At 69.6% G+C, this 22550-nt stretch carries 25 protein-coding genes and 5 pseudogenes; 19 read left to right on the forward strand and 11 right to left on the reverse strand.

Annotated features, from left to right (window positions below):
- Nucleotides 1-269: 269 nt before the first annotated feature.
- The 6 genes and pseudogenes from msrA (at nt 270) to ACTWP8_RS27290 (ending at nt 4400) form a co-directional block, all read left to right on the forward strand.
- The gene (gene msrA / locus ACTWP8_RS27265) at nt 270-935 is read left to right on the forward strand and encodes a peptide-methionine (S)-S-oxide reductase MsrA (RefSeq protein ID WP_443324752.1); all 666 of its coding nucleotides are present in this window, start codon (nt 270-272) and stop codon (nt 933-935) included.
- A 91-nt stretch (nt 936-1026) separates the two neighbouring features.
- Complete coding sequence (locus ACTWP8_RS27270; RefSeq protein WP_443324753.1) at nt 1027-1380, forward strand: DUF6247 family protein; 354 nt, start codon at nt 1027-1029, stop codon at nt 1378-1380.
- The gene (locus ACTWP8_RS27275; protein ID WP_443324754.1) at nt 1377-1649 is read left to right on the forward strand and encodes a hypothetical protein; all 273 of its coding nucleotides are present in this window, start codon (nt 1377-1379) and stop codon (nt 1647-1649) included. The genes ACTWP8_RS27270 and ACTWP8_RS27275 overlap by 4 nt, the downstream gene beginning before the upstream one ends.
- Before the next feature lie 100 nt (nt 1650-1749).
- A pseudogene (locus ACTWP8_RS27280) lies at nt 1750-1848 on the forward strand (peptide-methionine (S)-S-oxide reductase MsrA); the annotation flags it as partial.
- 179 nt (nt 1849-2027) lie between these two features.
- A complete protein-coding gene (locus ACTWP8_RS27285; protein ID WP_443324755.1) occupies nt 2028-2549 on the forward strand; it encodes a hypothetical protein in 522 nt (173 codons plus the stop codon).
- 246 nt (nt 2550-2795) lie between these two features.
- Nucleotides 2796-4400: an MFS transporter gene (locus ACTWP8_RS27290; protein ID WP_443324756.1), complete on the forward strand. Its 1605-nt coding sequence runs from the start codon at nt 2796-2798 to the stop codon at nt 4398-4400.
- Nucleotides 4401-4689: 289 nt separating this feature from the next.
- On the opposite strand, the gene ACTWP8_RS27295 is transcribed toward ACTWP8_RS27290, so the two are convergent.
- The 4 genes and pseudogenes from ACTWP8_RS27295 to ACTWP8_RS27310 all read right to left on the reverse strand — a co-directional run bounded on the left by ACTWP8_RS27295 (nt 4690) and on the right by ACTWP8_RS27310 (nt 7601).
- The gene (locus ACTWP8_RS27295; protein WP_443324757.1) at nt 4690-5124 is read right to left on the reverse strand and encodes a DUF7144 family membrane protein; all 435 of its coding nucleotides are present in this window, start codon (nt 5122-5124) and stop codon (nt 4690-4692) included.
- 33 nt (nt 5125-5157) lie between these two features.
- Nucleotides 5158-5574, reverse strand: a complete 417-nt coding sequence (locus ACTWP8_RS27300; RefSeq protein WP_443324758.1) for an SHOCT domain-containing protein — start codon at nt 5572-5574, stop codon at nt 5158-5160.
- Nucleotides 5575-6212: 638 nt separating this feature from the next.
- Nucleotides 6213-6864: pseudogene (locus ACTWP8_RS27305) on the reverse strand (transposase family protein); the annotation flags it as partial.
- Between the two features lie 41 nt (nt 6865-6905).
- Nucleotides 6906-7601: a class I SAM-dependent methyltransferase gene (locus ACTWP8_RS27310; protein ID WP_443324759.1), complete on the reverse strand. Its 696-nt coding sequence runs from the start codon at nt 7599-7601 to the stop codon at nt 6906-6908.
- Nucleotides 7602-7819: 218 nt separating this feature from the next.
- Between ACTWP8_RS27310 and ACTWP8_RS27315 the strand changes: the two genes are divergently transcribed.
- A complete protein-coding gene (locus ACTWP8_RS27315) occupies nt 7820-8011 on the forward strand; it encodes a hypothetical protein (protein ID WP_443324760.1) in 192 nt (63 codons plus the stop codon).
- 83 nt (nt 8012-8094) lie between these two features.
- A pseudogene (locus tag ACTWP8_RS27320) lies at nt 8095-8301 on the forward strand (IS5/IS1182 family transposase); the annotation flags it as partial.
- A 15-nt stretch (nt 8302-8316) separates the two neighbouring features.
- Here ACTWP8_RS27320 and ACTWP8_RS27325 read toward each other — a convergent pair.
- The 3 genes from ACTWP8_RS27325 to ACTWP8_RS27335 all read right to left on the reverse strand — a co-directional run bounded on the left by ACTWP8_RS27325 (nt 8317) and on the right by ACTWP8_RS27335 (nt 10947).
- Nucleotides 8317-8961: a hypothetical protein gene (locus tag ACTWP8_RS27325; RefSeq protein WP_443324761.1), complete on the reverse strand. Its 645-nt coding sequence runs from the start codon at nt 8959-8961 to the stop codon at nt 8317-8319.
- A 255-nt stretch (nt 8962-9216) separates the two neighbouring features.
- Entirely contained in the window at nt 9217-10095 is an 879-nt protein-coding gene (locus tag ACTWP8_RS27330) for an alpha/beta fold hydrolase (RefSeq protein WP_443324762.1), read from the reverse strand.
- 45 nt (nt 10096-10140) lie between these two features.
- Nucleotides 10141-10947, reverse strand: a complete 807-nt coding sequence (locus ACTWP8_RS27335) for a class II aldolase/adducin family protein (RefSeq protein WP_443324763.1) — start codon at nt 10945-10947, stop codon at nt 10141-10143.
- Nucleotides 10948-11066: 119 nt separating this feature from the next.
- Here ACTWP8_RS27335 and ACTWP8_RS27340 point away from each other — a divergent pair, with 119 nt between their 5' ends.
- Nucleotides 11067-11684: a TetR/AcrR family transcriptional regulator gene (locus ACTWP8_RS27340; RefSeq protein WP_443324764.1), complete on the forward strand. Its 618-nt coding sequence runs from the start codon at nt 11067-11069 to the stop codon at nt 11682-11684.
- 49 nt (nt 11685-11733) lie between these two features.
- On the opposite strand, the pseudogene ACTWP8_RS27345 reads toward ACTWP8_RS27340, so the two are convergent.
- Together ACTWP8_RS27345 and ACTWP8_RS27350 are read right to left on the reverse strand one after the other, a co-directional pair.
- Nucleotides 11734-12110, reverse strand: a pseudogene (locus ACTWP8_RS27345) (glycosyltransferase); the annotation flags it as partial.
- A 91-nt stretch (nt 12111-12201) separates the two neighbouring features.
- Nucleotides 12202-12429: a polysaccharide deacetylase family protein gene (locus ACTWP8_RS27350; RefSeq protein ID WP_443324857.1), complete on the reverse strand. Its 228-nt coding sequence runs from the start codon at nt 12427-12429 to the stop codon at nt 12202-12204.
- Between the two features lie 252 nt (nt 12430-12681).
- On the opposite strand from ACTWP8_RS27350, the pseudogene ACTWP8_RS27355 reads away from it, so the two are divergent.
- Nucleotides 12682-12777 (forward strand): annotated as a pseudogene (locus ACTWP8_RS27355) (transposase); the annotation flags it as partial.
- A 66-nt stretch (nt 12778-12843) separates the two neighbouring features.
- Here the strand turns inward: ACTWP8_RS27355 and ACTWP8_RS27360 are convergent.
- Nucleotides 12844-13254, reverse strand: coding sequence for a nuclear transport factor 2 family protein (locus ACTWP8_RS27360; protein WP_443324765.1), 411 nt, complete (start codon nt 13252-13254; stop codon nt 12844-12846).
- A 71-nt stretch (nt 13255-13325) separates the two neighbouring features.
- Between ACTWP8_RS27360 and ACTWP8_RS27365 the strand changes: the two genes are divergently transcribed.
- Nucleotides 13326-14243, forward strand: a complete 918-nt coding sequence (locus ACTWP8_RS27365) for a LysR family transcriptional regulator (protein WP_443324766.1) — start codon at nt 13326-13328, stop codon at nt 14241-14243.
- A 203-nt stretch (nt 14244-14446) separates the two neighbouring features.
- Here the strand turns inward: ACTWP8_RS27365 and ACTWP8_RS27370 are convergent, their stop codons facing one another.
- On the reverse strand, nt 14447-15643 hold the full coding sequence (locus ACTWP8_RS27370; protein WP_443324767.1) for a trans-sulfuration enzyme family protein: 1197 nt from the start codon (nt 15641-15643) through the stop codon (nt 14447-14449).
- A gap of 64 nt (nt 15644-15707) precedes the next feature.
- On the opposite strand from ACTWP8_RS27370, the gene yczR reads away from it, so the two are divergent.
- The 8 genes from yczR (at nt 15708) to ACTWP8_RS27410 (ending at nt 22524) form a co-directional block, all read left to right on the forward strand.
- Nucleotides 15708-17168, forward strand: coding sequence for an aminotransferase class I/II-fold pyridoxal phosphate-dependent enzyme (gene yczR / locus ACTWP8_RS27375; protein WP_443324768.1), 1461 nt, complete (start codon nt 15708-15710; stop codon nt 17166-17168).
- A 195-nt stretch (nt 17169-17363) separates the two neighbouring features.
- Nucleotides 17364-17555: a hypothetical protein gene (locus ACTWP8_RS27380; RefSeq protein ID WP_443319279.1), complete on the forward strand. Its 192-nt coding sequence runs from the start codon at nt 17364-17366 to the stop codon at nt 17553-17555.
- Between the two features lie 73 nt (nt 17556-17628).
- A complete protein-coding gene (locus ACTWP8_RS27385) occupies nt 17629-18492 on the forward strand; it encodes a hypothetical protein (RefSeq protein ID WP_443324769.1) in 864 nt (287 codons plus the stop codon).
- On the forward strand, nt 18489-19433 hold the full coding sequence (locus ACTWP8_RS27390) for a DUF6895 family protein (RefSeq protein WP_443324770.1): 945 nt from the start codon (nt 18489-18491) through the stop codon (nt 19431-19433). Before ACTWP8_RS27385 ends, ACTWP8_RS27390 begins: the two co-directional genes overlap by 4 nt.
- Before the next feature lie 4 nt (nt 19434-19437).
- Nucleotides 19438-20652, forward strand: a complete 1215-nt coding sequence (locus tag ACTWP8_RS27395; protein WP_443324771.1) for a serine hydrolase domain-containing protein — start codon at nt 19438-19440, stop codon at nt 20650-20652.
- A gap of 73 nt (nt 20653-20725) precedes the next feature.
- Nucleotides 20726-21139, forward strand: a complete 414-nt coding sequence (locus tag ACTWP8_RS27400) for a hypothetical protein (RefSeq protein ID WP_443324772.1) — start codon at nt 20726-20728, stop codon at nt 21137-21139.
- Nucleotides 21140-21223: 84 nt separating this feature from the next.
- Nucleotides 21224-21643, forward strand: a complete 420-nt coding sequence (locus ACTWP8_RS27405; RefSeq protein ID WP_443319275.1) for an acyl-CoA thioesterase — start codon at nt 21224-21226, stop codon at nt 21641-21643.
- 137 nt (nt 21644-21780) lie between these two features.
- Nucleotides 21781-22524, forward strand: coding sequence for an SCO6745 family protein (locus ACTWP8_RS27410; RefSeq protein ID WP_443324773.1), 744 nt, complete (start codon nt 21781-21783; stop codon nt 22522-22524).
- Nucleotides 22525-22550 lie beyond the last annotated feature (26 nt).

Here is a 22550-nt window from a genome sequence, read left to right on the forward strand (position 1 = left end):
GGGCGGGGGCGGGGGCGGGGCCACCGGGGGCGCATCCCTACCGCCGAACCCAGCCGGACCCGCCGATCCCCGCCGGACCCCAACGGATCTCGCCGGACCTCCCCGGACCTCCCCGGACCTCCCCGGACCTCCCCGGACCTCCCCGGACCTCCCCGGACCTCCCCGGACCTCCCCGGCTCGCGGCCGGATCCGGACGCGAGCCGGGCGGAATTCTGCGGCCCGGTGGTGCGTTTCCACGAAGTGGACGCACCACGCCGAGGAGTCGCCCGATGTTCCTGAACCGCCACAAGACGCAACTGCCGACCGCCGAGGAGTCCCTGCGCGGCCGCGAGACCCCCGAATTCGCGGTCCCTGAGCGCCACACGGTCCTTGGTAACCCGCTCCTCGGCCCCTACCCCGAGGGCCTCGAGGTGGCGGACTTCGCTCTGGGCTGCTTCTGGGGCGCGGAGCGGAAGTTCTGGCAGACCCCGGGTGTGTGGACCACCCTCGTCGGATACCAGGGCGGGCACACGCCGAACCCCGCATACGAGGAGGTGTGCAGCGGGCTGACCGCTCACACCGAGGCGGTCCGCGTGGTCTTCGACCCGAAGGTCGTCCCGTACGCCGCGCTGCTCAAGCTCTTCTGGGAGTCCCACGACCCCACGCAGGGCTTCCGCCAGGGCAATGACGTGGGCACTCAGTACCGCTCGGCGGTCTACACCCACTCCCCCGAGCAGCAGTCCGCCGCGGAGGCCTCGCGCGACGCGTACCAGCCGGTCCTGACGAAGGAGGGCTACGGCCCGATCACGACGGAGATCCTCCCCGCCGAGGGCCGCACCTTCTATCCGGCCGAGCCCTACCACCAGCAGTACCTGGACAAGAACCCGAACGGCTACTGCGGCATCGGCGGCACCGGCGTCGCCTGCCCCGTGGGAGTGGCACGAGCGGACGGGTGAGGCGCACGCCATCACTCATTCGGAGGACGAGGAGCTGTTTCTGCTGAGTAGGCTGTGCTCAGGGAGCAGGATCTCGCTCATGGGAGAAGCCGTGACCACCTCTGCCTCTGAGGAGCCGCTCATTCCTCAACCGCCCGCCACGGCGACGGCGCTGCGGCAGGCAGTGGCCCAGATCGCGCCTGCGGCTCTTCCTGCCTTCACCCGTGAGCTGGACCAGGCAGCGGACCAGTCCCGACAGGGTTCGGACCTCGCCCCGCTTCAGCGTTTCGTTGCCCAGTGGGCTGCCTACGTGTACATCCAGCGACTTCCCCACCTGGCCCGGCGGCTGCGGCAACTGGAGGACGTTGCGGCCACAGGAGACGCCGAGAAGGTCCGGGAGGCCGCGTCCGAGATCGGCCGCATCCTGGACGATGCCCACGCCGCTATCGCCGCCGCTCAACAGTGAGCCATAGCTGGCGCTGGGAGTACGACCCCGACTACGCACACGTCGCGGGAGGCATTCCGACCGAGATCGTCACCGAGGTTGAGCGTCTCGCCGATCAGCTCGTCGAACTGGCCGACACGGGTGTCGACCTCGCCGACATCGGCAACGGACCACGCCCTGGTGGTCTGCGTCGCATGGACGCGGCCGGCGGCTGGTTCTACTTCCTGGCCGCCCCGAGGAGCCGACTGGTCATCGTCGTCAGAATCGTCCCACCCTTCCGGTCCCTCTAGCTGTTGCAGTCGTCGGAGCGCGATCCAATGTCCCTGTCAGCGCAACGTATCGGGTGCGATCGTCTCAGCTGGTCGAACGGCCTACTTGAGAAGCGGGCGGCGCCACCAGCAGTACCTCGATCGCAATAAAAACGGCTACTGCGGCATCGGCGGAACCGGGGTCTCCTGCCCGATCGGCGTCGCCCCGGCGGGCGGCTGAGCGCGCGCCCCGCTGGACACCGATCCGGCTGTCCTGTGCGGGATTCGTAGTGGATGTGACCTGCGCGGTATCGGTTACGGCATGCCGGTGCATCCTGGCAGAGCAGCTGCCGGTCGGTTCTCTTGGCCGTCGCATGCTGTGACTATGCGCAGCGCGGTCTGCTCGGCGACCCTGGGAATGTGAGCCACCGGACCCACGCGCAGGACTCGCGGCCCCACCCGTCGGCCGGTGCCGCCCACATCGACTACAGCGGCGCGGTCTACGGCTCGCTGCTCGCCGCCTCCGTGGTAGTTGGCGCCGGAACGCTCGGCTCGTTTCCGCGGCTGCAACTCGTTGTGCTGCTGCTCTGCACCGGTGTGGTGTTCTGGGCCGCGCACGTCTTCTCACGCCTCCTCGGAGCCCGGATGGCGCGCCAGCCTCCGAGCCTGGAGGAGTTCCGCCGTGTGTGCGCCGACGAGCGGCCGATCGTCGAGGCGGCCCTGCCACCAGCCGTGGCCGTGGCGATCAGTCCACTCCTCGGACTAGGAGTTCAAGGGACGGCATGGCTAGCACTCGCTGTCGCCCTGGCCGGGCAGGTCGGCTGGGCGACCGTTGCCGCCGTTCGCGCCGGCGCCTCACGTCGTCTGATCCTGGTCGCGGGTGCAGCCAACCTTCTCCTCGGGTTGGTCATCGTGGTCGTCAAGGTCGCGCTCCAGCACTGACGCTCTGCCCCGCGGTCAGCCTGGGCTGGCTGTGGCATTCCGGCGGGCCGCCCCCCGAAGGGCGACGGCCGATTCCTGACTGCGAGCGTCCACAAGACCGTACGGGGGGTGGCACACTCCGTGCGGGTGACTGGACGCCCGCGATGACAGCAAATATCGCTGTTAGAGCCAAATCTATGCTCCCGTGGTCTCTGGTCCCGCTCATCCGCCGTGAGGCCGCGGCGGAAGCTGTGGAGGTGCGACGCGGTGGGGCGCTGGCGGGCTCTGATCATTCTCGGGACGGCCCAGTTCCTGATGGTGCTGGACACCTCGGTGATGAACGTATCGATCAGCCAGCTGGTCGAGGACTTCGACACCGAGGTCACCGCGATCCAGGCCGTCATCACCCTCTACACCCTGGTCATGGCCGCCTTCATGATCACAGGTGGGAAACTCGGCGACATGCTCGGACGCCGCCGCGCGTTCGCCATCGGACTGGTCGTGTACGGCGTAGGGTCCGCACTCACGGCATCGGCCCCGACCCTGTTGGTGCTCACACTCGGCTGGTCGGTGGTCGAGGGGCTCGGCGCGTCACTGGTCCTCCCCTCCCTGGCCGCTCTTGTGGCCGGCGCCTACAGGGGCCGGGACCGGGCTGTCGCCTACGGGGTCATCGGGGGGCTGGCCGGGGCGGGCATCGCGGTGGGTCCGCTGCTCGGCGGATGGGTGACGACGTACCTGACGTGGCGGCTGGTCTTCGCCGCCGAGGTCGTCGTGGTGGTGGTCATCCTCTGCTGCATGGGATGGGTCGAGGAGCACCCGCGAACGGGGCCGCGGATCCGGCTCGACAGCGTCGGCGCCGTACTCTCCGCCCTCGGCCTGGCCCTCGTGGTCCTGGGCGTGCTGCAGAGCAGCTCCTGGGGATGGCTGCGGCCCCGCAACTCCCCGGTCACCGTCTTCGGTTTCTCCCTCACTCTGTTCGTCATCACGGCGGGCGCCGTCGTCCTCTATGTGTTCCGGGCGTGGGAGAGACGGCAGGAGGCTCGAAGGCGAGATCCGCTGGTGCGGTTCTCGCTGTTCGCGATCCCCCCGCTGCGCTCCGGACTGACCATGCTGCTCAGCCAGAACCTCATCCTGCTCGGCCTGTTCTTCACCATCCCCCTGTACCTCCAGGTCGTACAGGGCTTCAACGCGTTCGAGACCGGCCTGCGGCTGCTGCCGGTGTCGATCACCATGCTGCTGTCCGCCATGACCGGCCCCCTCCTCGGCCGGATCGCCTCGCCACGGACGGTGGTGCGGCTTGCTCTACTGGTGCTTTTCGCCGCCATCCTGTGGCTGCTCGCCACCATCGAGCCGAAGATCGACAATGTCCCGTTCGCGCTGGCGATGGCAGTGCTGGGGGTCGGCATGGGCCTGCTCGCCTCGCAGCTCGGAAACGTGACGCAGTCCAGCGTCGGGGAAGCGGACCGCAGCGAGGTGGGCGGCCTGCAGTACACCGCCCAGAACCTGGGCTCTTCCCTCGGCACTGCGCTCATCGGCTCCCTCCTGATCGGCGCCCTGGTGAGCGCGTTCACGAGCCAGATCGAGGACAACCCCACGATCTCGGACGAGGTGCACCAGCAGGTCGGCGTCGCCATCCAAGCCGGGGTCAGCTTCGTCAGCACCGACCAGGTACGAGCCGCCACCGAACGTGCCGCGCTGCCGCCGTCCGAGGCCGACGCGGTCGTGGACGCGTACGCCGACGCCCAGCTCGACGCCCTCAAGGCGGCCATCCTGGCCACCGCAGGCATCACGCTCGCCGGCTTCGCGTTCACCCGCCACCTGCCCACGGAACCGTTGGTCAAGCAGCCGGACACCGCGCCAGCGGCATCCTGACCCGCCAACCGGCAAGGTGAAGGCCGACTTCTACGCAATCCAACACGCCGACACTACCGTCCAGGGCTACGGCACGAGCTCGATCTGGGGCAAGCGATGGTGGCGTCGCGACGATCACCTCTGGGTATCCCTTGCGCCGCTGCGCGACCGTCTGCCATGCGGCTGTTCTGACCCGGCGGATCCAAGGGTGCCAGCAGCCGACTACCGGGAACCATTTAGGCTAGTGAAGGGTCCGCTTCATCTCCCGTGTGGGATGTCGGATGAAGCGGACTCTCGCTCAAGGGCCAGTTCAGCGCTCCCTCTGCGATGCTGAGGCCAGCGTGTCTCCCCTGACAACGCACAGGGCCCATATGACGAAGCCATATATGGCGATCAGGATGATCGACCAAAGCGGGTAGTAAGGCAGGGACAGGAAGCTGGAGATCAGGAGCAGCCCGGCCAATAGAACACCAATGATCCGGGCCCCGAGCGTGGCCTTGAACAGCCCGAAGCCCACTATGACAGCCAGTACTCCGAGTATGAGATGGATCCAGCCCCACCCGCTGACATCGAACTCGAAGACGTAGTCCGGTGTAGTGACGAAGATGTCGTCCTCTGCGATGGCCATGATGCCGCGGAAGACGTTGAGGAGACCGCCGATGATGAGCATCACAGCGGCGAAGGCCACGAGCCCGCTGGCCAATTGTTGGGTTTCGCGGGCCTGACGTCGGGTTGTCGTCGTCATGGTTTTCTCGATTCGCTGATGGGAGCCCTGGCATCAGCGCAGGATTTTCTCCTTGGCCTGCTGGAACTCTGCCCCCGAGATCTCACCTCGCGTCTTGAGCTCCGACAGTTTGGCCAACTCGTCCGCTGCGCTCATGCCACTGGTTCCAGCAACAGTCCTGCGGAGGTATTCCTCGAGCTCCTCCTGCCGTGCCTGTGCGTGCAGTGTTTCGCGCTTCCCCATCTCCTTGCCGCGGGTGATCACGTACACCAGGACGCCGAGGAACGGAACGACGATGACAAAGAGCAGCCAGCCAGCCTTCGCCCAACCGCTCAAGTCATGGTCACGGAATACGTCGGCTATGACTCTGAACAGCAGCATCAGCCAGACCACCCAGAGGAATATCCACATCACGGTCCAGAAGGCGCCCAGCACCGGATAGTCATACGCTAGGAACACATGGCCGTCCATCGCCATCCTCCTGCCACTGTGTGCCTGGGAGTTGGGGTTTCATCGTCCGGCGAGACAGGCAACCTACTTGCACCGAGGTGCGGCTGCGGAGGCTGCGTCCACACCGTGGCAGCATCAAGCCGGAGCGACCGGTTCTGGCATGACCGAGCAAGAACCATTATGTGGTCCTCCCTGTGGGGCGCCTCAGAACCCGGCAACACACCCTCACGCAAACAGACTAGCCCCTAGTGGGGCATAGCGCCCATCGATTGCCCGCGGCGATCCCCCCAGATCAGTAAGACCGGGTCTGCGTGGTGGAGCGTACGAGGACCTACGTTGAGCGCTCGAGCACGGGAGCCGATTGCCTGTGACTGAACCAACACGGTCCGTCATCTATTCCCGATTCGTACCGACCGAAGGCTCCCGTACGGTCTCGTGCACCTGGGTCACCCGGATGCAGCCTGCCCGGTGAACACCCGAGCAGGGGCGACCGAGTCCACGCCCTGCACATGCACGCAGCAAGCCGAAGGGGACGGCTCCCCCGACACAACGGACAGCGGTACCGCCAGGGCAGCAATACCGGCGACAGCAGCCACCAGCAGTACCTGGAGGAGAACCCGAACGGCTACCGCGGCATCGGCGGCACGGGCGTCGAAGGTGTGCTCGACGCGGGCACGGACCCTGCGATGCTCGGCGTTGTCCTCTTCCTCGCCCTTCAGCAGCGGCCGTCCGGGGCGTTTGCGGTGCGGCACCAGCAGGCCGGTGTTGATGTACGCGCCGTCGCCGAGCACCGTGGCGCCCTGGCAGTGCTCGGCCAGGCCGGAAGCCCGCCAGGCCTGCGCGTCCGCGGTGGTGCCGGCACAGGACGCGTCGTGGCGACTACCAGACAGGACGCGGCGTCCACGATGACCTGCACATTTTCCGAGAACCGGCAGTTACGGCTGGAGGCGGCCACCTGCCGGTCGCGGACCAGGATCAGTGTGCCGTCCACGATCCACAACCGCTCCACCGCTATGTGGGGGCGGTCGACCGACTCCAGAGCAAGCAGCGGACCCAGACGCTGAATGACACGGCACACCGTGGCCGGGGAGATCCCGAACAACGGCGCCCACTGCCGCATGGTCAAGTTCGTGCGGTAATAGACAGCGACCAACAGCACCCGCTCGGCCAGCGGCAGACACCACGGACGGCCCCATCCCGTGCCCTCGTCACCGCGTTCCCGCATCACCCGCAGCAGCCGCCCGAACTGCGACACCCGCAGCCATTGAACACCTCAATCCACACCCGCTCAGCCCTCAACTCCCCAGCCATGCAAAAGAAAATGCCCAGCCCACAGCCTTCTGCAACACGGTTTACGGGGTGTCCTCCGCGGGGCGGCCGCACAGCGCGCGTCCTTTGATTGGCTTGGGCAGGGGAGTGTCCTCGACGCCTCCAATACGATTGGCCCACCAGACAGTCAGCTCGCGTACGAAGAACATCCGCGCTCTTCGGTAGCGGTGGAGCTTCTGGAACACCCCTACGGAGTCGCCCCAGTAGGCGTGTTTGGCATCAATGGCCGTGTAATCGTGCCGGATTCCCTTCATCGGCGGGAAGTCGGTGTAGGCCTCGCGCAGTTCGAGTCCTGAGTATGCGGCCAGGGCCCGGAACCCGTCCGGGTAGTAGCGCCAGCAGTCCTGTACATCGTGCACATGGCCGCGTGACGGCGCCGTGATGAATGCCATTCCCCTGGGCTTGAGCACGCGCGCGATCTCCATCATCGTTGCCCAGAAGAACGGGATGTGTTCGAATGCCTGGCCCGAGAGCACAATGTCAGCACTGTTGGACTTCACCGGAATGCGGTACGGCTTGGTCATGACCGCATCCACATTTGGTCCGTCGAGAACATCGACGCCTACATAGTCGATGTCGTGCTGACCGAGCATGTCTTTGTGCGTGACCGTCTGTTTGTCGGACACGCGCGATCCCAGATCCACGACCCGGTGCCGCCGGTTTGTCGGCATGTACTCCTTCACGCAGAGTTCCATCTGCTCGTAGGCAGACCTGTGCATTAGTGTTCCTCTCGATGTGCCCCATCTGAATGGCCATGTCCGATAACGTCACGCGACAGGCAGGGGTCACGAAGAAGACGGGTCTGCTGTGACATCACAGGTGCCTCCGGGCCGAGACACCGCTGCAGCCGCGCGGTGCGTGAGCGAGCTCGCGACCAAGGCTGGTGCACGGCGTTCCGCCGGGATGCGGCTACGGGCTGCGCCTCAGCCTCTTCCGCGTGAGCACGGACATCTATGGCTGCATCGAGATTCGCCAACCGTGCGCCGACAACGACTGGTACGACCAAGAGCCGTGGCGGTACGTCATGGATCTTTCGCCGTTGTACCGCGGCAATGACTACACGGCGTTCGGGCGTCTCTTCGACCGCCATTCGTCAGCAGGCAGAACCGAGTGCCAACCTCAACGTTGAGGTCATCAACCCCGTGCGTGCCCGTCCGCGCTGCACAGCTCGCTGGGGCGACCTTGGCGTCACGCTCCAACTCGACACCTGTTCAGCGTGGCCACCGGCTGCGGCGAGGCAGCCGCGGCAGCAGACCACCCGCCTTCGACCGCGGGGCCTATAAGCGGCGCAACACCGTCGAGCGGTGCATCAATCGCCTCAAGCAGTTGCGCGGCATCGCCACCCGCAACGAGAAGACCGCGGCTATCCACCTGGCCGGACCGCACGTCGCGGGCATCTTCCTCTGTTCTGCCCGGTGATCCCGACGAAACCGCCTAACTGTCCGCCCGATACAGCTCGGAGCGGACCCGTCCGGCGGCCCGCGCGGCGAGCGAAACACAGGTGCCCCGGTCGCGTGCGGCACTCACGATGGCGACCACACCGCCGACACGAACGCCGACGGCGTAGGCCGGGCTTCCGTCGTACTCGTCACCGCCGGTGACCCGCGAGATCTCCAGCAGTGCCTCGTCGCCGAGGTCAGGGATCTCCCGGGCTTCGTGGTGCTCCCGGACGGGGGCGGCTTCCGTGTCGACGGCGACATCGGGGCAGGTCTCGTGGAGCCGGCGCCGGATCTCCAGATAGCGCTCGGTGCGCCCCGCGGGCATCGACACCAGTCGGACGGTGACGATCCGGCCGGCCTCCGCGCCGGGTGCGAGGCGCACGGTTTGCTGGGCGCTCGCCCCCTCAAAGCCGGCCAGCTCCTCGCGCAGGTCGTCCCCGGCCCTGCACTGGCTCCAGTCGCCGCCCCCGTACCGGCCGAAGACCCCCAGATCCGTCCCGGTCACCCGTGCGCGCGTGCCGAACGCCCCGGCGGGCAGGAGTGCGGCCTTCAGTTCGGCTTCCGTGAAGACCCGGTCCGGGGCGGCTGTGCCGTCGACGCCGGGTGCCGTGGAGGGTCCGGCCGGCGGGGCCTCCGACACGGCGGGACGCTGCGGATCCGGTGGCGCCTGCGGGCCGGCGCATCCGGTGACGAGGGCCGTCAGTGCGACGACGTGGCCTGCGATTCCCGCCCGTACGGCCGCTCGCACGGCGCCTCCCCTGGTTCTGCGAACGGTTCGACCGAGACCGTGGGCCAACCCTAGGCCGTCTCCGCGAAGTCCCGCACGGACAGCACGCGACGCCTCACGTCGCTGTCGGCCAGGCCGTAGCCCGCGGCGGGGCCTGTCCGCCCGGGGTCAGGCCAGGAAAGCCCGCAGCTCCGCGGCGAGTTCGCCGGGTAGCTCCTCGGGCAGCCAATGGCCGCCCGGCAGTGGCTTGCCCCGGACGTCGGACGCGCATTCCTTCCAGGTGTCGAGTACGTCGTAGAGGGCTTCCATGGCCCCTTGGGCGCCCCAGAGGGCGAGGACCGGGCAGCGGAGGCCGACGCCGTGATCTGCCGCGTCGTGCTCGAGGTCGATGGTGGCTGCGGCACGGTAGTCCTCGCACATCGCGTGCAAAGTGGCGGGGTCCGTGAAGCAGCGCAGGTACTCGGCGAAGGCCGCCTCGGTGACGGCGGAGGGGACGTGGCCGCGGAACGCCCAGTTGCGCAGGAAGAACTCGGCGTTCCCGGCGAGCAGTGTCTCCGGCAGGGGCGCTGGTTGGATCAGGAAGAACCAGTGGAAGTAGACGCTGGCCAGCTCTTTCGAGATCTCGGCGTAGACCCGGCGGGTCGGGACGATGTCCAGCACGGCCAGCTTCGACACCACGTCTGGATGGTCGAGGGCCATCCGATGGCCGACGCGGCCGCCACGGTCGTGACCGACCACGGCGAAGCGGTCGAACCCGAGCGAGGTCATGACCCCAACCTGGTCACGCGCCATCGCGCGCTTGGAGTGACCTTCGTGGCCCTGGCCGTCGGCGGGCTTGCCGCTGTCGCCGTAGCCGCGTAGGTCGGTGGCGACCACCGTGAAGTGCGGCGCCAGCAGCGGAGCGACGCGATGCCACACGACGTGGGTCTGCGGCCAGCCGTGCAGCAGGAGCAGGGGCGGGCCGCTTCCACCGATCACCCCGTTGATCGTCACACCGGCCGTCTCGCACCGGAACGCCTCGAACCCGGGAAAGAACGGTACGGTCACGCCGTCCACCTCCTTGTGACCGGGCGGCCGGCCCGCCCGCGCCGGTCAGTCGAACAGATCCGGGTCCGAGGCGACGATCTGGTCCCACAGCGGCTGGGCCTGGAACCAGCCCGCACGGTGTGTGCCGATCTGCTCCCGGGTCGCCAGCGCGACGTCGCGGTCGATGTGCTTCGGGGTACCGGCGGCCATGGCGAGCAGCTGGGCCTGGCAGGAACGCTCCATGGTGACGAACCACCAGACCGCTTCCGCGACCGACTGACCGACGGTGAGCAGGCCGTGGTTCTGCAGAACGACCGCCTTGTGGGGGCCAAGTGCCGCTCCGATCCGCTTGCCTTCCTCGAGTTCGCTGACCACGCCCTGGTAGTCCGCGTACAGGCCCTGGTCCTCGAAGAACGCGCAGGCGTCCTGAGTGATCGGAGCGAGCGGAATCCCGAGGCTGGCGAAGGCCTTGCCGTACAGCGAATGTGCGTGCGCGGCGGCGAGCGCGTCCGGACGGGCGGCGTGCACCTGCGAGTGGATGACGAAGGCCGCCCGGTTCACCGGGCGGTCACCGTGCAGTACGGCACCGGCGTGGTCGACCAGGATCAGATCGGACGCCTTGATCTGGTTGAAGCTCATGCCGAAGGGATTGACCCAGAACGCCTGCGGGTTCTCCGGATCGCGCACGGTGATGTGGCCGGCGACGCCTTCGGAGAAGCCGAACTTGCCGAACAGCCGGAAGCCGGCGGCGAGCTGCTCCTTGCGGTACTTCCGCTCCGCCTCGACCGAGGCGAACGTCGGGGGCTTCGGAAACGCGAGACCCTCGGGACTGGGACCGGCAGCCGAAGCCGACTTTTGCACGGTGGTTGTCATGGCGCTTCCCTGAGATCGGTGGACGACCGTCCGGCCTATGGGATACATCGGTGTATCGGATACGCCCGCGTATCCTGACCGAGGTCCCGAGACAACGTCAAGGCGTAGGAAGAAGTGCGATGCCCAGAGGCGCGACGAAGAGACGCCCCCAGACCATGGCGGCACTGCTGAATGCCGCGTTGGAGACGTTCGCTGAGCGGGGGTTCCATGCGGCGACGATCGAGCAGATCTGCGAGCGGGCCGGTTACACGCGGGGCGCCTTCTACTCCAACTTCCGCACCAAGGAGGACCTGTTCTTCGCCCTGTTCGACGCGCACAGCGAACGGGTGATCACGCGGCTGACGGACCTGGTCGAGAAGGCGGGCAGCGACGCGCTGGCGCTCGACCGCTTCACCCAGCTGATGTCACAGGTGGAGCCGAGCGAACGTACCTGGTATCTGGTGACGACCGAGTTCACCCTGTACGCGATCCGCAACCCCGAGGCCGCGCGCGTGCTGGCCGGGCGCGACGCGCGGCTACGCGCAGAGATCTCCCGGCTGCTCCTCGACGTCATCCGCCGCGCCGGCCGCAGGATCGACGTCGACCCCGACCAACTCGCGCGACTGCTCGTCGCGATGCGCGAAGGCGGCCTCGCGCAGAGCTACGTCGAGCCCGATCGGCTACCGCCGGGAGAACTCGAACGGATGTTCCTGCCCACCCTGCTCCTCGGCGTCTCCACCGAACAGGACGGTCGCTGACCGGCCGGGCCCCACCGACGGACAGGGCCGAGCGCACCGCACCGAGCCGGATTGGCGCGACCAGCGGCAGTACGGTCTGGAAGAGCGCGAGGTAACTGAGCCGCGGGCGGACGAGCTTGCCCGTGGCGCCGGGCTCGACGATGGCGTGCCGGTGCTTCCACATGGCCTGGAGGGTGCCGTAGCACCAGCGGTAGCGCTGTTTCCACAGTTGCCGCAATGAGGCCGGCGCCTCGGTCCAGGCGATGGCGGACTCCTCGTAGACGACCCGCCAGCCGGCCCGGCACAGCGCCATGGTGAGGTCGGTGTCCTCGGCGAGGTGTCCTCACTGACGCCGCCGACGCCCAACAGCGCGTGGCGACGGAACGCGCCGATCGCACCCGGCACGGTCGGCATGCATTCGAGGACATCGAACATGCGGCGGTCGAGTAGGAGAGCGCCCTTGTTCAGAGGCCGGTCCGGCGAGTCGGCGGCCACCAGGAGGTAGCCGTCTTCGGCGGCGCGCCGGCCGGCCTCCCAGTCATCGGCGCAGCGGCTGGCCGTGGATGCGGTGTGCGGCAGGCGCGACAGTCGCGTGTGAACGCCCGCAGCGCCCGCGTAAAAGCCTTCTGGGTGAGGGCCGGCTCCAGTCCGGCACGGGCAGAGCGGTGGCGTGGGCGTTGTGCTCCGCGAGCAGCTCGAGCAGGCGGGGAGTCCAGGCTGAGTCGGGCCCGCCGTCGAATGTGAGAGCAACGGTATGAGCACGTATCGGTGAGACCGAGGATCAACAGGAGCCAGTGGGCACGGGGGTCGCGGCGCAACGCATGGCGGGTCAATTACCCGGGCCCTTGCCCGTGGGGCGAGAGCCGTTGCCGCCGCGGTCAGCAACGCCATTCCCCCGTCCGGGCAGGCTGGGCGTACTGGTGGGGGTGCTGGTGGGCGTACTGGTGGAAGCCGGAGTATAGCCATGGAGCTGCGGGCCCCGGCCTCGGCGAGCGGAGAGCGGAGGACCGTCGCTCCCGGCATCCCCTGGCGCTACCTGCCGCACGACTTCCCACCCTGGGCCACGGTGCACGGCTACTTCGCGAAATGGCCCAAGGACGGCGTCCGTCCGCAAGGCCTGGGTGGACGGGCTTCTAGGTGATCCCGAGGCGGTGGAGGAAATCAGCGGCCCAAACGCTCGTTACGACGTCCGGACAGGGGCATCGAGGACCCGTTCGACCAGCGCTGTGTCGCAGTGCTCGACCACTTCTACGAGTTGCCCGTCGGCCACTCGGAAGATGTAGCAGTACGTCTGGTGGTAGGGATCACCGCGCTTGGTGGTGGCGTATCCGCGGGCTTGGACCACGACGCGGTCGTCTTCGGCGATGATGAGGTCCGCATCGCTGCGGTAATCGGTGAGTTGGGCCATGAGAGGCCGCAGCAACTCGTCCAGAGCCACCGACTTCGGTCCCCAGATCCCCGACCATGACCAGTTTCCCGGCACGACCCACCGGAAGTCGTCGGCCATCGCCTCGCTCATCGCGCGCGTGTTTCCACGGGCCATCTCGTCGAAGATGTCCTGGAGCAGCTTCTTGTTCTCCGTAGTACCCATGCGAATGAGGCTAGGCATGCCACACCCATGCCACAAACGACGGTCTGGCATATCTGCTATCAATATCTCGCATGGCTGACTTCACGATTCTGGGCCTGCGCGTGGTCCGCGAGGCAGCCCGCCGCGGCTCGTTCTCAACGGCGGCCGAGCGGCTGGGGTACACACAGTCGGCCGTCTCCCGCCAGATCTCGCTCATGGAGCAGGCAGCCGGCCAGGCGTTGTTCGAACGCCATGCGCGCGGCGTCCAGCCCACCGAAGCGGGCCGCATCATCCTTCGTCATGCCGAAGCGGTCCTTGGTGAGCTCGACGCCGCCCGCCAAGACCTCCAGGACCTCGACGCCCGCCCGCCCGGCCGGTTGAGTGTCGGGGCCTTCTCCACCGCCCTCGCGGCGTTGGTCCCCCGAGCGCTGGCCGCCCTCGCCGAGCAGGAACCGCACACGCAGATACCGTTGCGCGAGGGGATGAGTCCCCGTCTGCTCACCGCTGTCGCGCGAGGACGCCTGGATCTGGCGGTGGTGACCCAGCCCCAGCAGGCACCGGACGGCGTCGAGGTGATCCGCCTTCTGGACGACCCCCTGCTCATCGCGGCCCCGCCGGACCATGCCCTCGCCGGCCGAGCAAGCGTCACGACCGCGATGCTCCGGAACGAACGATGGATCACCGCAAGCACAGAGCCGGGCGCAACACTCCTCGGAGCGTGGAGCGAGGCCTCCTGGCGGCCCGATATCGCCTTCGTCGCGCGCGACTGGGTCGCCAAGCTCGGTCTCGTGGCCGCCGGACTGGGTATCACCGTGGTTCCCGGACTCGCCGTGCCGGCGATCCCCTCGGCCATCGCCGTCATCCGCATCGACCACCCCGCCGCCGTACGCACCACAGCGGTCGCCCAGCGCGCCGGTACCCCGGGCGAGCACCTCCGGCGGACCTTCACCGAGGCGCTCCGCGACGCGGCAGCCGAGCTCTCCGCCCAACTCCGGCACAGATTGAGATAGCGGCAGGACAAGAGGCTGTTGACTCAGCGCTGGGACCGTTGATTTCGTCCACCGCCTCGGGGATCACACCACCTCAGCGAGGACTTCGCCGGACCGCGCTCGTACGGGCCGTGCCGGGCGGCGCGGGCTCGGTTCGGGCGGCCTCGCCCTGCTCAGTAGCCCGGCGCAATACGGCCGACGGCTGTCGGTGAAGCGACCGCCCTTCAGGCGACCTTGGCCAACGCCTGCTCGATGTCTGCCCACAGGTCGTCGGGGTGCTCGATGCCGACGGCGAGTCGGACCGTGCCCTCCCCGATGCCCGCCGCCGCCAGCGCCCCGGCGTCCAGCTGCCGGTGCGAGGTGCTCGCCGGATGCATGACGAAGGTTTTGACGTCGCCGAGCGACGGGCTGAGCGAGGCCACCCGTACGGCCTCGATGAAGGTGCGGCCCGCTTCCCGCCCGCCGGCCGGCTCGAAGGCCAGCACCCCACCACCCGCGGCCAGCAGCCGCCGGGCGGTCGCGTGGTCCGGGTGGCCGGGCAGAGCCGGGTAGCGGACGCGGGAGACGCCGGGGTGGGCGGCCAGCCGCTCGGCGAGGGTGAGGGCGTTGGCGCACTGCCGCTCCATCCGCAGCGCCAGAGTCTGCATGCCGCGCAGGGTCAGCCAGGCCGCGAACGGGTCGGCCGAGGCGCCCTGCTCGACAGCGTGGTCCCGGATGCGCCGATGCAGCTCGGCGGATCGGAAGACGGCCGCCCCGCCGAGGACGTCAGCGTGCCCACCGAGGTATTTCGTCGCCGAGTGGACGACGATGTCGGCGCCGTGCTCCAGGGGTCGGCACAGCATCGGTGAGGCGAAGGTGTTGTCCACGACGCTGGTGACCCCGTGTGCGGTGACCTCGCCGATCAGCGCCGGCAGGTCGGCCACCTGCGTGGTCGGATTGGCGATCGTCTCGAGGTAGAGCAGGCGGGTGCGAGGCCGCAGCGCTTCCCGCACTTCGGCGGGGTCGTCACCGGATACGTAGGTCACCTCCACTCCCCACCGCTCGGCCAGGTCGTTCAGCACGGCGTAGGTACCCCCGTAGAGGCAGCGCTGGGCGATCACATGGTCGCCCGAGCTCAGCACCCCGAGCAGCACGGCGTTGATCGCGCCCATTCCCGAGGCGAAAGCCAGGCCGGCCGTGCCGCCCTCGAGGCCGGCGACGGCGTCCTCCAGCGCCCGCACGGTCGGGTTGCCGAGCCGGCTGTAGAGGAAGGCCGCGTCCGGGTCCTGGAAGGCCGCGGCCATCTGGTCCGCGTCGTCGAACGAGAACACGTGCCCCTGGTAGATCGGAACTCCCAAGGGCCTACTGCCTGTGGGAAGCGGCACGTGCTGGTGAACGGTGCGGGTCTCCGGGTGAAGGCGGTGAAGGTGGTGAAGGCTCATGCCGTTCAGTCTTGCTGTCGGCCGGGTTGCCTCGACAGAGCCAATGAGGGAAATTGGTTTGCTTATGGAGCCAATCGAGTCTCTGGTCGCCATGCTCGGCCGCTGGTCCGCCGGGCGCGGCCCGCTCCACCTTCTTCTCGCCGCCCGTTTCCGCCAGTTGATCGATGAGGGACTGCTGCCGCCCGGGGCCGCTCTGCCCCCGGACCGGACCCTCGCTGCTGCCCTCGCGGTCGGCCGTACGACCGTGGTCACCGCCTACGACACCCTGCGCCAGGAGGGCAGGATCGTACGGCGCCAGGGCAGCGGCACACAGGTCGCCGCCGCCGCGCTCGCTCCGGAACCGCGGGCGACGGGAACGTCCAACCCGCTCTTCCTGCACCTGCTGGAACAGCCCGACGACGTCATCCTGCTCAGCTGCGCCGCTCCAGACGGCCCTCCTGAGGAGCTGGCGCGGGCCTACGCGTCGATCACCCTCCCCACGAGGGACCTGGGCTACCACCCCGCCGGCCTCGCTGTGCTGCGGGAGGCACTCGCCGCCCGGTACACCGCGCGGGGCATAGCCACGACACCCGGGCAGATCCTCGTCACGACGGGCGCGCAGCAGGCCCTGTCGCTGCTGACCAGACTGCTGGTGGCACCCGGCGACCCGGTACTCGTCGAGGCCCCTACGTATCCGGGTGCCCTGGATCTGCTCCGGGAGGCCGCCGCGGCGCTGCACCCCATCCCCGTAGGACCGGACGGCGTGGACGTCGACGCCGCGATCCGGGCCATGACGGAGCACCGGCCCGTGCTGTCGTACGTGATCGCCTCCTACCAGAATCCGACAGGCGCCGTGCTGCCTCCGCTGGCTGCACGCCGGCTCGTGGCGGCGGCCGCCGAACTCGGCCTGCCGCTCGTCGACGACGAGGTGCTCGCCGACTTGACGTTCTCGGACGACCCCGGCGCCGTGCCGCGCCCGTTGGCCGCGTTCGGTGACGCCGGCGATGTGATCAGCGTGGGGTCGCTGAGCAAGGTGGTCTGGGGCGGGCTGCGCGTCGGATGGGTCCGCGGACCTGTCCCGCTGATCTCCCGGCTCGCCCGGCTCAAGGCGATCCACGACCTCGGCACGGACGTGCCGGCCCAGTTGGCGGCAGTTCATCTGGTGTCCGGTTTCGAGGAGCTGCGCGAGCGGAGGGCCGAGCAGCTGCGGCTGTGCCACGACCACCTGAGGGCCGAGCTCGCCCGTCGGCTGCCCTCCTGGAGGTGTCCGCCCGCCGCCGGAGGCCAGACCCTCTGGGTAGAGCTTCCCCACGGTGACGGCGTCTCGTTCGCCCAAATCGCCATGCGGCATGGTGTGGCCGTGCTGCCGGGCGCGACCGTGGATGCCCTCGGCGGCAGCCGTCCATATCTGCGGCTGCACTTCGCCACCTCAACCGACCTGCTGACCGAGGCCGTCCGCCGTCTGGCCGCAGCGTGGCAGGCCTTCGACGGCACGGCGCCTACGGCACCTGCGGCTCCCGCGGCCCTGCATGGGATCGTGGTCTAGAGGCGGCGGCCCTCCAACTCCCCGCCGGTGCAGGGGAGTTCAGACCGGAGCCACCAGACCTTGATCACGCTGGGTAACGGCGGTCCCGAATAGGCGTTCACCCGCCTGAGTTGCACCTTTTGTGATCTTTCAGGGGTGCGCTTAGCGTCGAGATGCAAGCGCCATCGAGGGATGGCCTGTTCAAGGAGGGACGCCATGCGTACCCAGGAAACGACCCGTCCGTTCGGCATCGGCCTCGCTGCCCCGGTTGAAGACGCAGCGGTCATGGAGCTCACGGTCCGGCAGGAATCGGCCGTGAGCGACGCCCCGCAGTACACCCCGGAGGCAGCGCAAGCCTTTGCGATGCTGCTGTCGCCCAAGGAGCCCAAGGAGCGCAAGGACAAGTAGCAGAAGACCTGTCCCGAGTTCCCAGCAACAACGCTCAATCGAACCGCCCTCGGAATGACAACAGGCCCCGCCCGTGGTGCAGTTGGTGGAGGTGAACAAGCGGATGCCAGTCACCGGCACCGCGCCGCGCGCGGAGTACGCGGAGGCGGTTGAGGAGCTCGCAAGCCGTGTCCTCGGTGCCCTTGAGGGTGCCGAGGACACGGGCCTGCTGGCCGGTTTTCTGCGGAACGCGGACGACATCAAGGCGGCGCTGGCCGCCGTACGGGCACTCGGGGCCGATGCGCTCGCGCCGTACGTCCTGAGGGGTGTGCCGGTCGGCGCGGAGGAGGCCGACGCGGTGGCGGAGGCGCATCGCCTGTTCCCCCTCGTAGGGGCCGGCCCGGCCGACGCCCTGGTCATGGCGTGGCGCGACTGGGCCACCGCCCGGGTGCTGGCCTCGTCCGGCCGGCCCGTCCTCGATGCGCCGCAGCCCGGCGACACGTTGGAAGAGCCCGGCGGCGAGGACGGCACCGGCTGGCAGAGCTGGTCCGTACGGATGGCGCAGCTGGCACCGCTCGCCCTGCCCGGGCCGGACGGGCCCCGCAAACCCGGCCAGCCCGGCCAGCCCGGCCAGCCCGGCCAGCCCAGCAAGCCGAGGCAGCCGAGCAAGCCGGGTCAGCCCAACGCGCTTGCCGCGCTTGACAGCCCGGTGCACAAGGCCGCGCGCCGCCACGTACGCGCCCTCGCCCGCGGCGCCGCGCGCTCGATGCTGCGCCGCGACCCCGCCACCGCGGCCGGGCTCGCGCGCTGGCTGGCGCTGGTTCGGATCAGCGGGGCCGGAAGCCCGCTGGACCCGGCACCCCTGCTCGACCATGTGCTGCTGTTCCGCCCCGGCGACGCGCGTACGGCACTGGACGTGACGATCGGTCAGTGGATGCTGCGGAGGGCGGGCCGATGAGTGCGCCGGTGACGACGACGGCCCACCAGGTGGCCACCCGGGCCTTCGACTGGCTCCGGCGGTCCGAGACGTACGGCGGCCTGCCCGCCGACAGCACCGCCGACCTGGCCGACCCCAACAGCGACTACAAACCGCTGGCGGAGACGGCCCTGGCCTGCTCCCTGATCCTGCGCGAGGGAGTCGCGGGCCCCCGAGAGGCCCGGACCGCCCGCATGTTGCTCGACTTCGCGTGGCAACAGCTGCGCGAGGGAGACCTGCTGTACGAGAGGCAGCTGCGGCACACGCTGATGACCGATCCGCTGGAGGTCTACGCGCACTTCGTACGGGCCGGTTACCGCCACCGGCGCTTGGAGCGGCTCCTTGAGCATCTGAACGGCCTCCGCTCCCGCCACGCCGCCGAGATGATGCCCAACCGCCGCCTCGCCGTCGCCAACGCGACTCGCATCGCCGGGTTCGCGACCGAGCAGGAGCAGGACTGGGATGCCCTCACCGCCGGCACCTGGCTCGGCCGCGCGCCCGAGCCGTGGGCCATCGACTGGATGACCGCGTACTGCCTCACCCACACCGTCTTCCACATCACCGACTGGGGTGCGCGGCCCGAGGCTCTGCCGCCCAACCTCCAGTCCTATCTGGCCACTTGGCTGCCGGTCTGGACGGACATCTGGAAGGAGGTCGCGCAGTGGGACCTCGTGACGGAGCTGCTGATCGTCGGCGCCTGCCTGGAGGAGCCGTACTGCGACCCCGTGGTCTGGGCGGAGATCGCCGCGGAACAGCACCCGGACGGCATGCTGCCGCGCGACGCGGACCCGGTGTCCGGCGATCCGGCCGAGGCGTTCAAGACCCACCAGCACACCACGGTCGTAGCGGCGGTCGCGGGCACCCTGACGCTGTCCCGCACGCTCGGCGCGCCCGCGCCCGCGCCTGCCACCGTACGGTCGTGACCAGGTGATCATCGGTACGCGGAAGGCGCGGGCGCTGACGGGGCCGCCTCCCGCCGCGGACCCCGCCGACCGCACGGACCCGAGCCGTACGGAGCTGTGGTCCGCGGACCTGACCCCCGCGGACCCGAGCCGTACGGACACGAGCACCACGGACCTGCAGGGACGGCTCGCGGCTCTGACCGGCGCCGTACCCCACGGCACGGCCGTCGTCGCCGCGGCCATCAGCGGCCCCGAGCAGGCGCTGTTCTGCCACGGCAGCACCGGCCACGGCCCAGGTGTCAGGGCGGTCGGGCCGGACACCCGTTTCGAGATCGGCTCGCTCACCAAGACGTTCACCGCGCTGCTGCTCGCCGACATGGCCGCGCGCGGCGAAGTACGCCTCGACGACCCGATCACCGCCCACTTGCCCCCCGGCGCGGCGCCCCGCCACCCCTCCGCCCGGCGCATCACCCTGCTGCACCTGGCCACGCACACCTCGGGCCTGCCGCGGCTCCCCGCCAACCTCTACCCCGTAGCCCTCCCCCGCTGGGGCACCAACCCGTACGCGGGCTACTCCCCCGAGCAACTGCTCCGCGCCATCGCGCACGCCCGGCCCCGCAGCCGCCCCGGCAGGCGGGTGCACTACTCCAACTTCGGCGTCGGCCTGCTCGGACGCCTCCTCGCCGAGGCGGCCGGGGACACGTACGAGCACCTGATCGCCGACCGCGTCTGCGCTCCCCTCGGCATGACCGCCACAGCCACGGCCGCTGCCCCGGCCGCGGACCGCGCGACAGGGCACCGCCGCCGCGGCGAGCCCGTGCCGACGTGGCGGATCCCCGGCCTTCCCGGGGCGGGCTGTCTCGCCTCGAGCGCCGCCGACCTGCTGCGCTACCTCGACGCCCACCTCCACCCCGACCGGGCCCCCACCACAGCCGCCGCCTCGTCCCTCGCCGCTGCCCTGCACGACGTACGCCGCCCCCGCCTGGCCGTCCCGCGCACCGGCGACCGGCTCTGCCTGGTCTGGAACCTGCGCTCCTTCCCCGGGCGGGGCCCCCGCCCCGGTTACGACCTGCTGTTCCACTCCGGCGGTACGTGCGGCTTCACCGCGTTCGCGGGCTTCTCCCCGCAGGCGGGTGTCGCCCTGGCCGCGGTGGCCGGCACCGCCCCCAGCCTGCGCGGCACCTTCGTCCAGGCCGCGTACCGCCGGCTGGGGTCCCTGGTCCGCGAGCGGACTGCCTGATCCACTGATCCAGTTGCTTCCCGGGCCCGTCGGGTGTGCCCTGGTGTGAGAAGGGTGGAGAGAGGAGTCCGCCATGTCCGCATCCGCTCAGCCCGGCATACCCACGAAACCCACGGCCCCCGCCCTGCCCGGACGTCGCCGTCACGGGAGGGCGTTCGTGGCCGTCCCGCTGCTGCTGGGAATCGCCTACGGCCTCTACGCCGCCTTCCTCACCAGCAACAACGGCGCGTCCAACACCCGCATCATGCTGGACTCGTTCGTGGGCGGCGCCGTGGTCGCCGTGCTCTCGTTCCTCATCGCGGCCGCGCAGACCCGGCTGCCACGGGAGCGCCGAGCGGCCGCGTACGGAGGGCTCTTCGGCATCGCGATGGGCTACCTGCTCAGCCTCAGCGGTGAAACGTGGCTGAAGGCAGGATTCCTCGGGCTGATCCTGGGCCTGTCGATGGGGCTGATCGTCTTCTACGTCCGCTACACGCACGAGACCTGACGGGCCGACAGGAGGGGAAAATCTGTTTGGGGAGTTCGGGGAACTGCCCGCGGTCCCCGGCTCGCCATGCGCGAGGATGGCGGCATGACTCAGCCGTTCACCGTTCGGATCACCGTCCGTGGCTACGAGACGGACTCACAGGGGCACCTCAACACCAGCGTGTATACGCAGTACGCGGAGCACGCCCGCTGGAGCCTCGTCCAGGCCGCCGGAATCCGGCAGAGCGAGCTGGTCGAGAAGGGCGTGGGACCGGTCAACCTGGAGAGCACGATCAAGTTCCACCGCGAGCTGCGCGCGGGCGACGAGGTCGAGGTGTCCTGCGCGTTCGTGTGGGGCGAAGGCAAGACGTTCCGGGTCGAGCAGTCCTTCCGCCGCGGCGACGAGCTGGTCGCGGAGCTCAGCAGCGTCGGCGGGATCATGGACCTCCGGGAGCGGCGGCTGGTGCCCGACCCGCGCGCCGCCTTCCGTGAGTTCGCCTCCGACCCGGCGGTCCTCGGCCTCTGACGAGCCCACCGCCTCTGACGGGTCGGCCACCTCTGACGGCCGGCCACCTCTGACGGTCCGGCCGCCCCGCACGCAGCGTGCGGCCGGGACTCGCGGAAACGGCCACCGTCCCGGGCGGAGCACAGTACGTTCCGGACATGACATTCGCAGCGGACACGTTCAGCGCGGTCGTACGGCTCGGCGGCCGGTTCATGACCGCTCCGGACATGACGGCGCGGGGAGCGGAGTTGGGCCTGGCCGACCGGCTGCTGTACTTCCGCGGGAGGGCCGGCGTGCTCGGCACGGCCCCGCCCGTCGTCGTCACCCAGGTGCTCGGGATCTTCCCGGCCTGGATCATCGACTACACCTGGGAGAACAGCGCGGGCGTCACCCCGGAGCAGGCCGTGACGGCGTACGCGCAGGGGTGCTGGGACTGGGGCCGGAACCACCTCACCGGCACGCCGGAAGCGGTCCGTACCGCTCGGCTCGCGCACCGGGTGGTGGACGCCGCGGACGGGAGCGCGCTGCCGCTGTTCACGGGCTGGCGGGCGGCCAGGCGCCCGTACGACACGGACGGCCCCGCCGCTCTCGCGCACGCGCTCATGCTGCTGCGCGAGTTGCGCGGCGGGCTGCACTTCGGGGCGCTGCGGGCCTGCGGGCTGGGCGTCACGGAGGCGGTCGTCGCCGACCCGGGCGGCGGGCGTGCGCGGCTTCTGCGCACGGCCTGGCCCGAGGAGGAGGCGGATGCCCTCGTGGCGCGGGCGGGAAAAATCCCGGATCTGACGGAGCGGTGGCGGCGCGCGGAGCGGCTCACGGAGGACGCGTTCGACCGGGCGGTCGCGGCGACGCTGCCGGAGACGGAGCTCGTCGAACTGCGGGAGCGGCTGGTCGCCCTCGGGTGACCAGCCGCTCCCTCCTGCGGGCTGAG

It is taken from the genome of Streptomyces sp. 7N604, assembly GCF_052245475.1.
Classification (GTDB): Bacteria; Actinomycetota; Actinomycetes; order Streptomycetales; family Streptomycetaceae; genus Streptomyces.

What these genes read in the sequence shown, in the direction of transcription:
- msrA (WP_443324752.1), top strand. Translation starts at nt 270, where the DNA reads ATGTTCCTGAACCGCCACAAGACGCAACTGCCGACCGCCGAGGAGTCC.
- ACTWP8_RS27295 (WP_443324757.1), bottom strand. Translation starts at nt 5,124, where the DNA reads ATGACGACGACAACCCGACGTCAGGCCCGCGAAACCCAACAATTGGCC.
- ACTWP8_RS27300 (WP_443324758.1), bottom strand. Translation starts at nt 5,574, where the DNA reads ATGGACGGCCATGTGTTCCTAGCGTATGACTATCCGGTGCTGGGCGCC.
- ACTWP8_RS27310 (WP_443324759.1), bottom strand. Translation starts at nt 7,601, where the DNA reads ATGCACAGGTCTGCCTACGAGCAGATGGAACTCTGCGTGAAGGAGTAC.
- ACTWP8_RS27335 (WP_443324763.1), bottom strand. Translation starts at nt 10,947, where the DNA reads ATGACAACCACCGTGCAAAAGTCGGCTTCGGCTGCCGGTCCCAGTCCC.
- ACTWP8_RS27340 (WP_443324764.1), top strand. Translation starts at nt 11,067, where the DNA reads ATGCCCAGAGGCGCGACGAAGAGACGCCCCCAGACCATGGCGGCACTG.
- ACTWP8_RS27360 (WP_443324765.1), bottom strand. Translation starts at nt 13,254, where the DNA reads ATGGGTACTACGGAGAACAAGAAGCTGCTCCAGGACATCTTCGACGAG.
- ACTWP8_RS27365 (WP_443324766.1), top strand. Translation starts at nt 13,326, where the DNA reads ATGGCTGACTTCACGATTCTGGGCCTGCGCGTGGTCCGCGAGGCAGCC.
- ACTWP8_RS27370 (WP_443324767.1), bottom strand. Translation starts at nt 15,643, where the DNA reads ATGAGCCTTCACCACCTTCACCGCCTTCACCCGGAGACCCGCACCGTT.
- yczR (WP_443324768.1), top strand. Translation starts at nt 15,708, where the DNA reads ATGGAGCCAATCGAGTCTCTGGTCGCCATGCTCGGCCGCTGGTCCGCC.
- ACTWP8_RS27380 (WP_443319279.1), top strand. Translation starts at nt 17,364, where the DNA reads ATGCGTACCCAGGAAACGACCCGTCCGTTCGGCATCGGCCTCGCTGCC.
- ACTWP8_RS27390 (WP_443324770.1), top strand. Translation starts at nt 18,489, where the DNA reads ATGAGTGCGCCGGTGACGACGACGGCCCACCAGGTGGCCACCCGGGCC.
- ACTWP8_RS27400 (WP_443324772.1), top strand. Translation starts at nt 20,726, where the DNA reads ATGTCCGCATCCGCTCAGCCCGGCATACCCACGAAACCCACGGCCCCC.
- ACTWP8_RS27405 (WP_443319275.1), top strand. Translation starts at nt 21,224, where the DNA reads ATGACTCAGCCGTTCACCGTTCGGATCACCGTCCGTGGCTACGAGACG.
- ACTWP8_RS27410 (WP_443324773.1), top strand. Translation starts at nt 21,781, where the DNA reads ATGACATTCGCAGCGGACACGTTCAGCGCGGTCGTACGGCTCGGCGGC.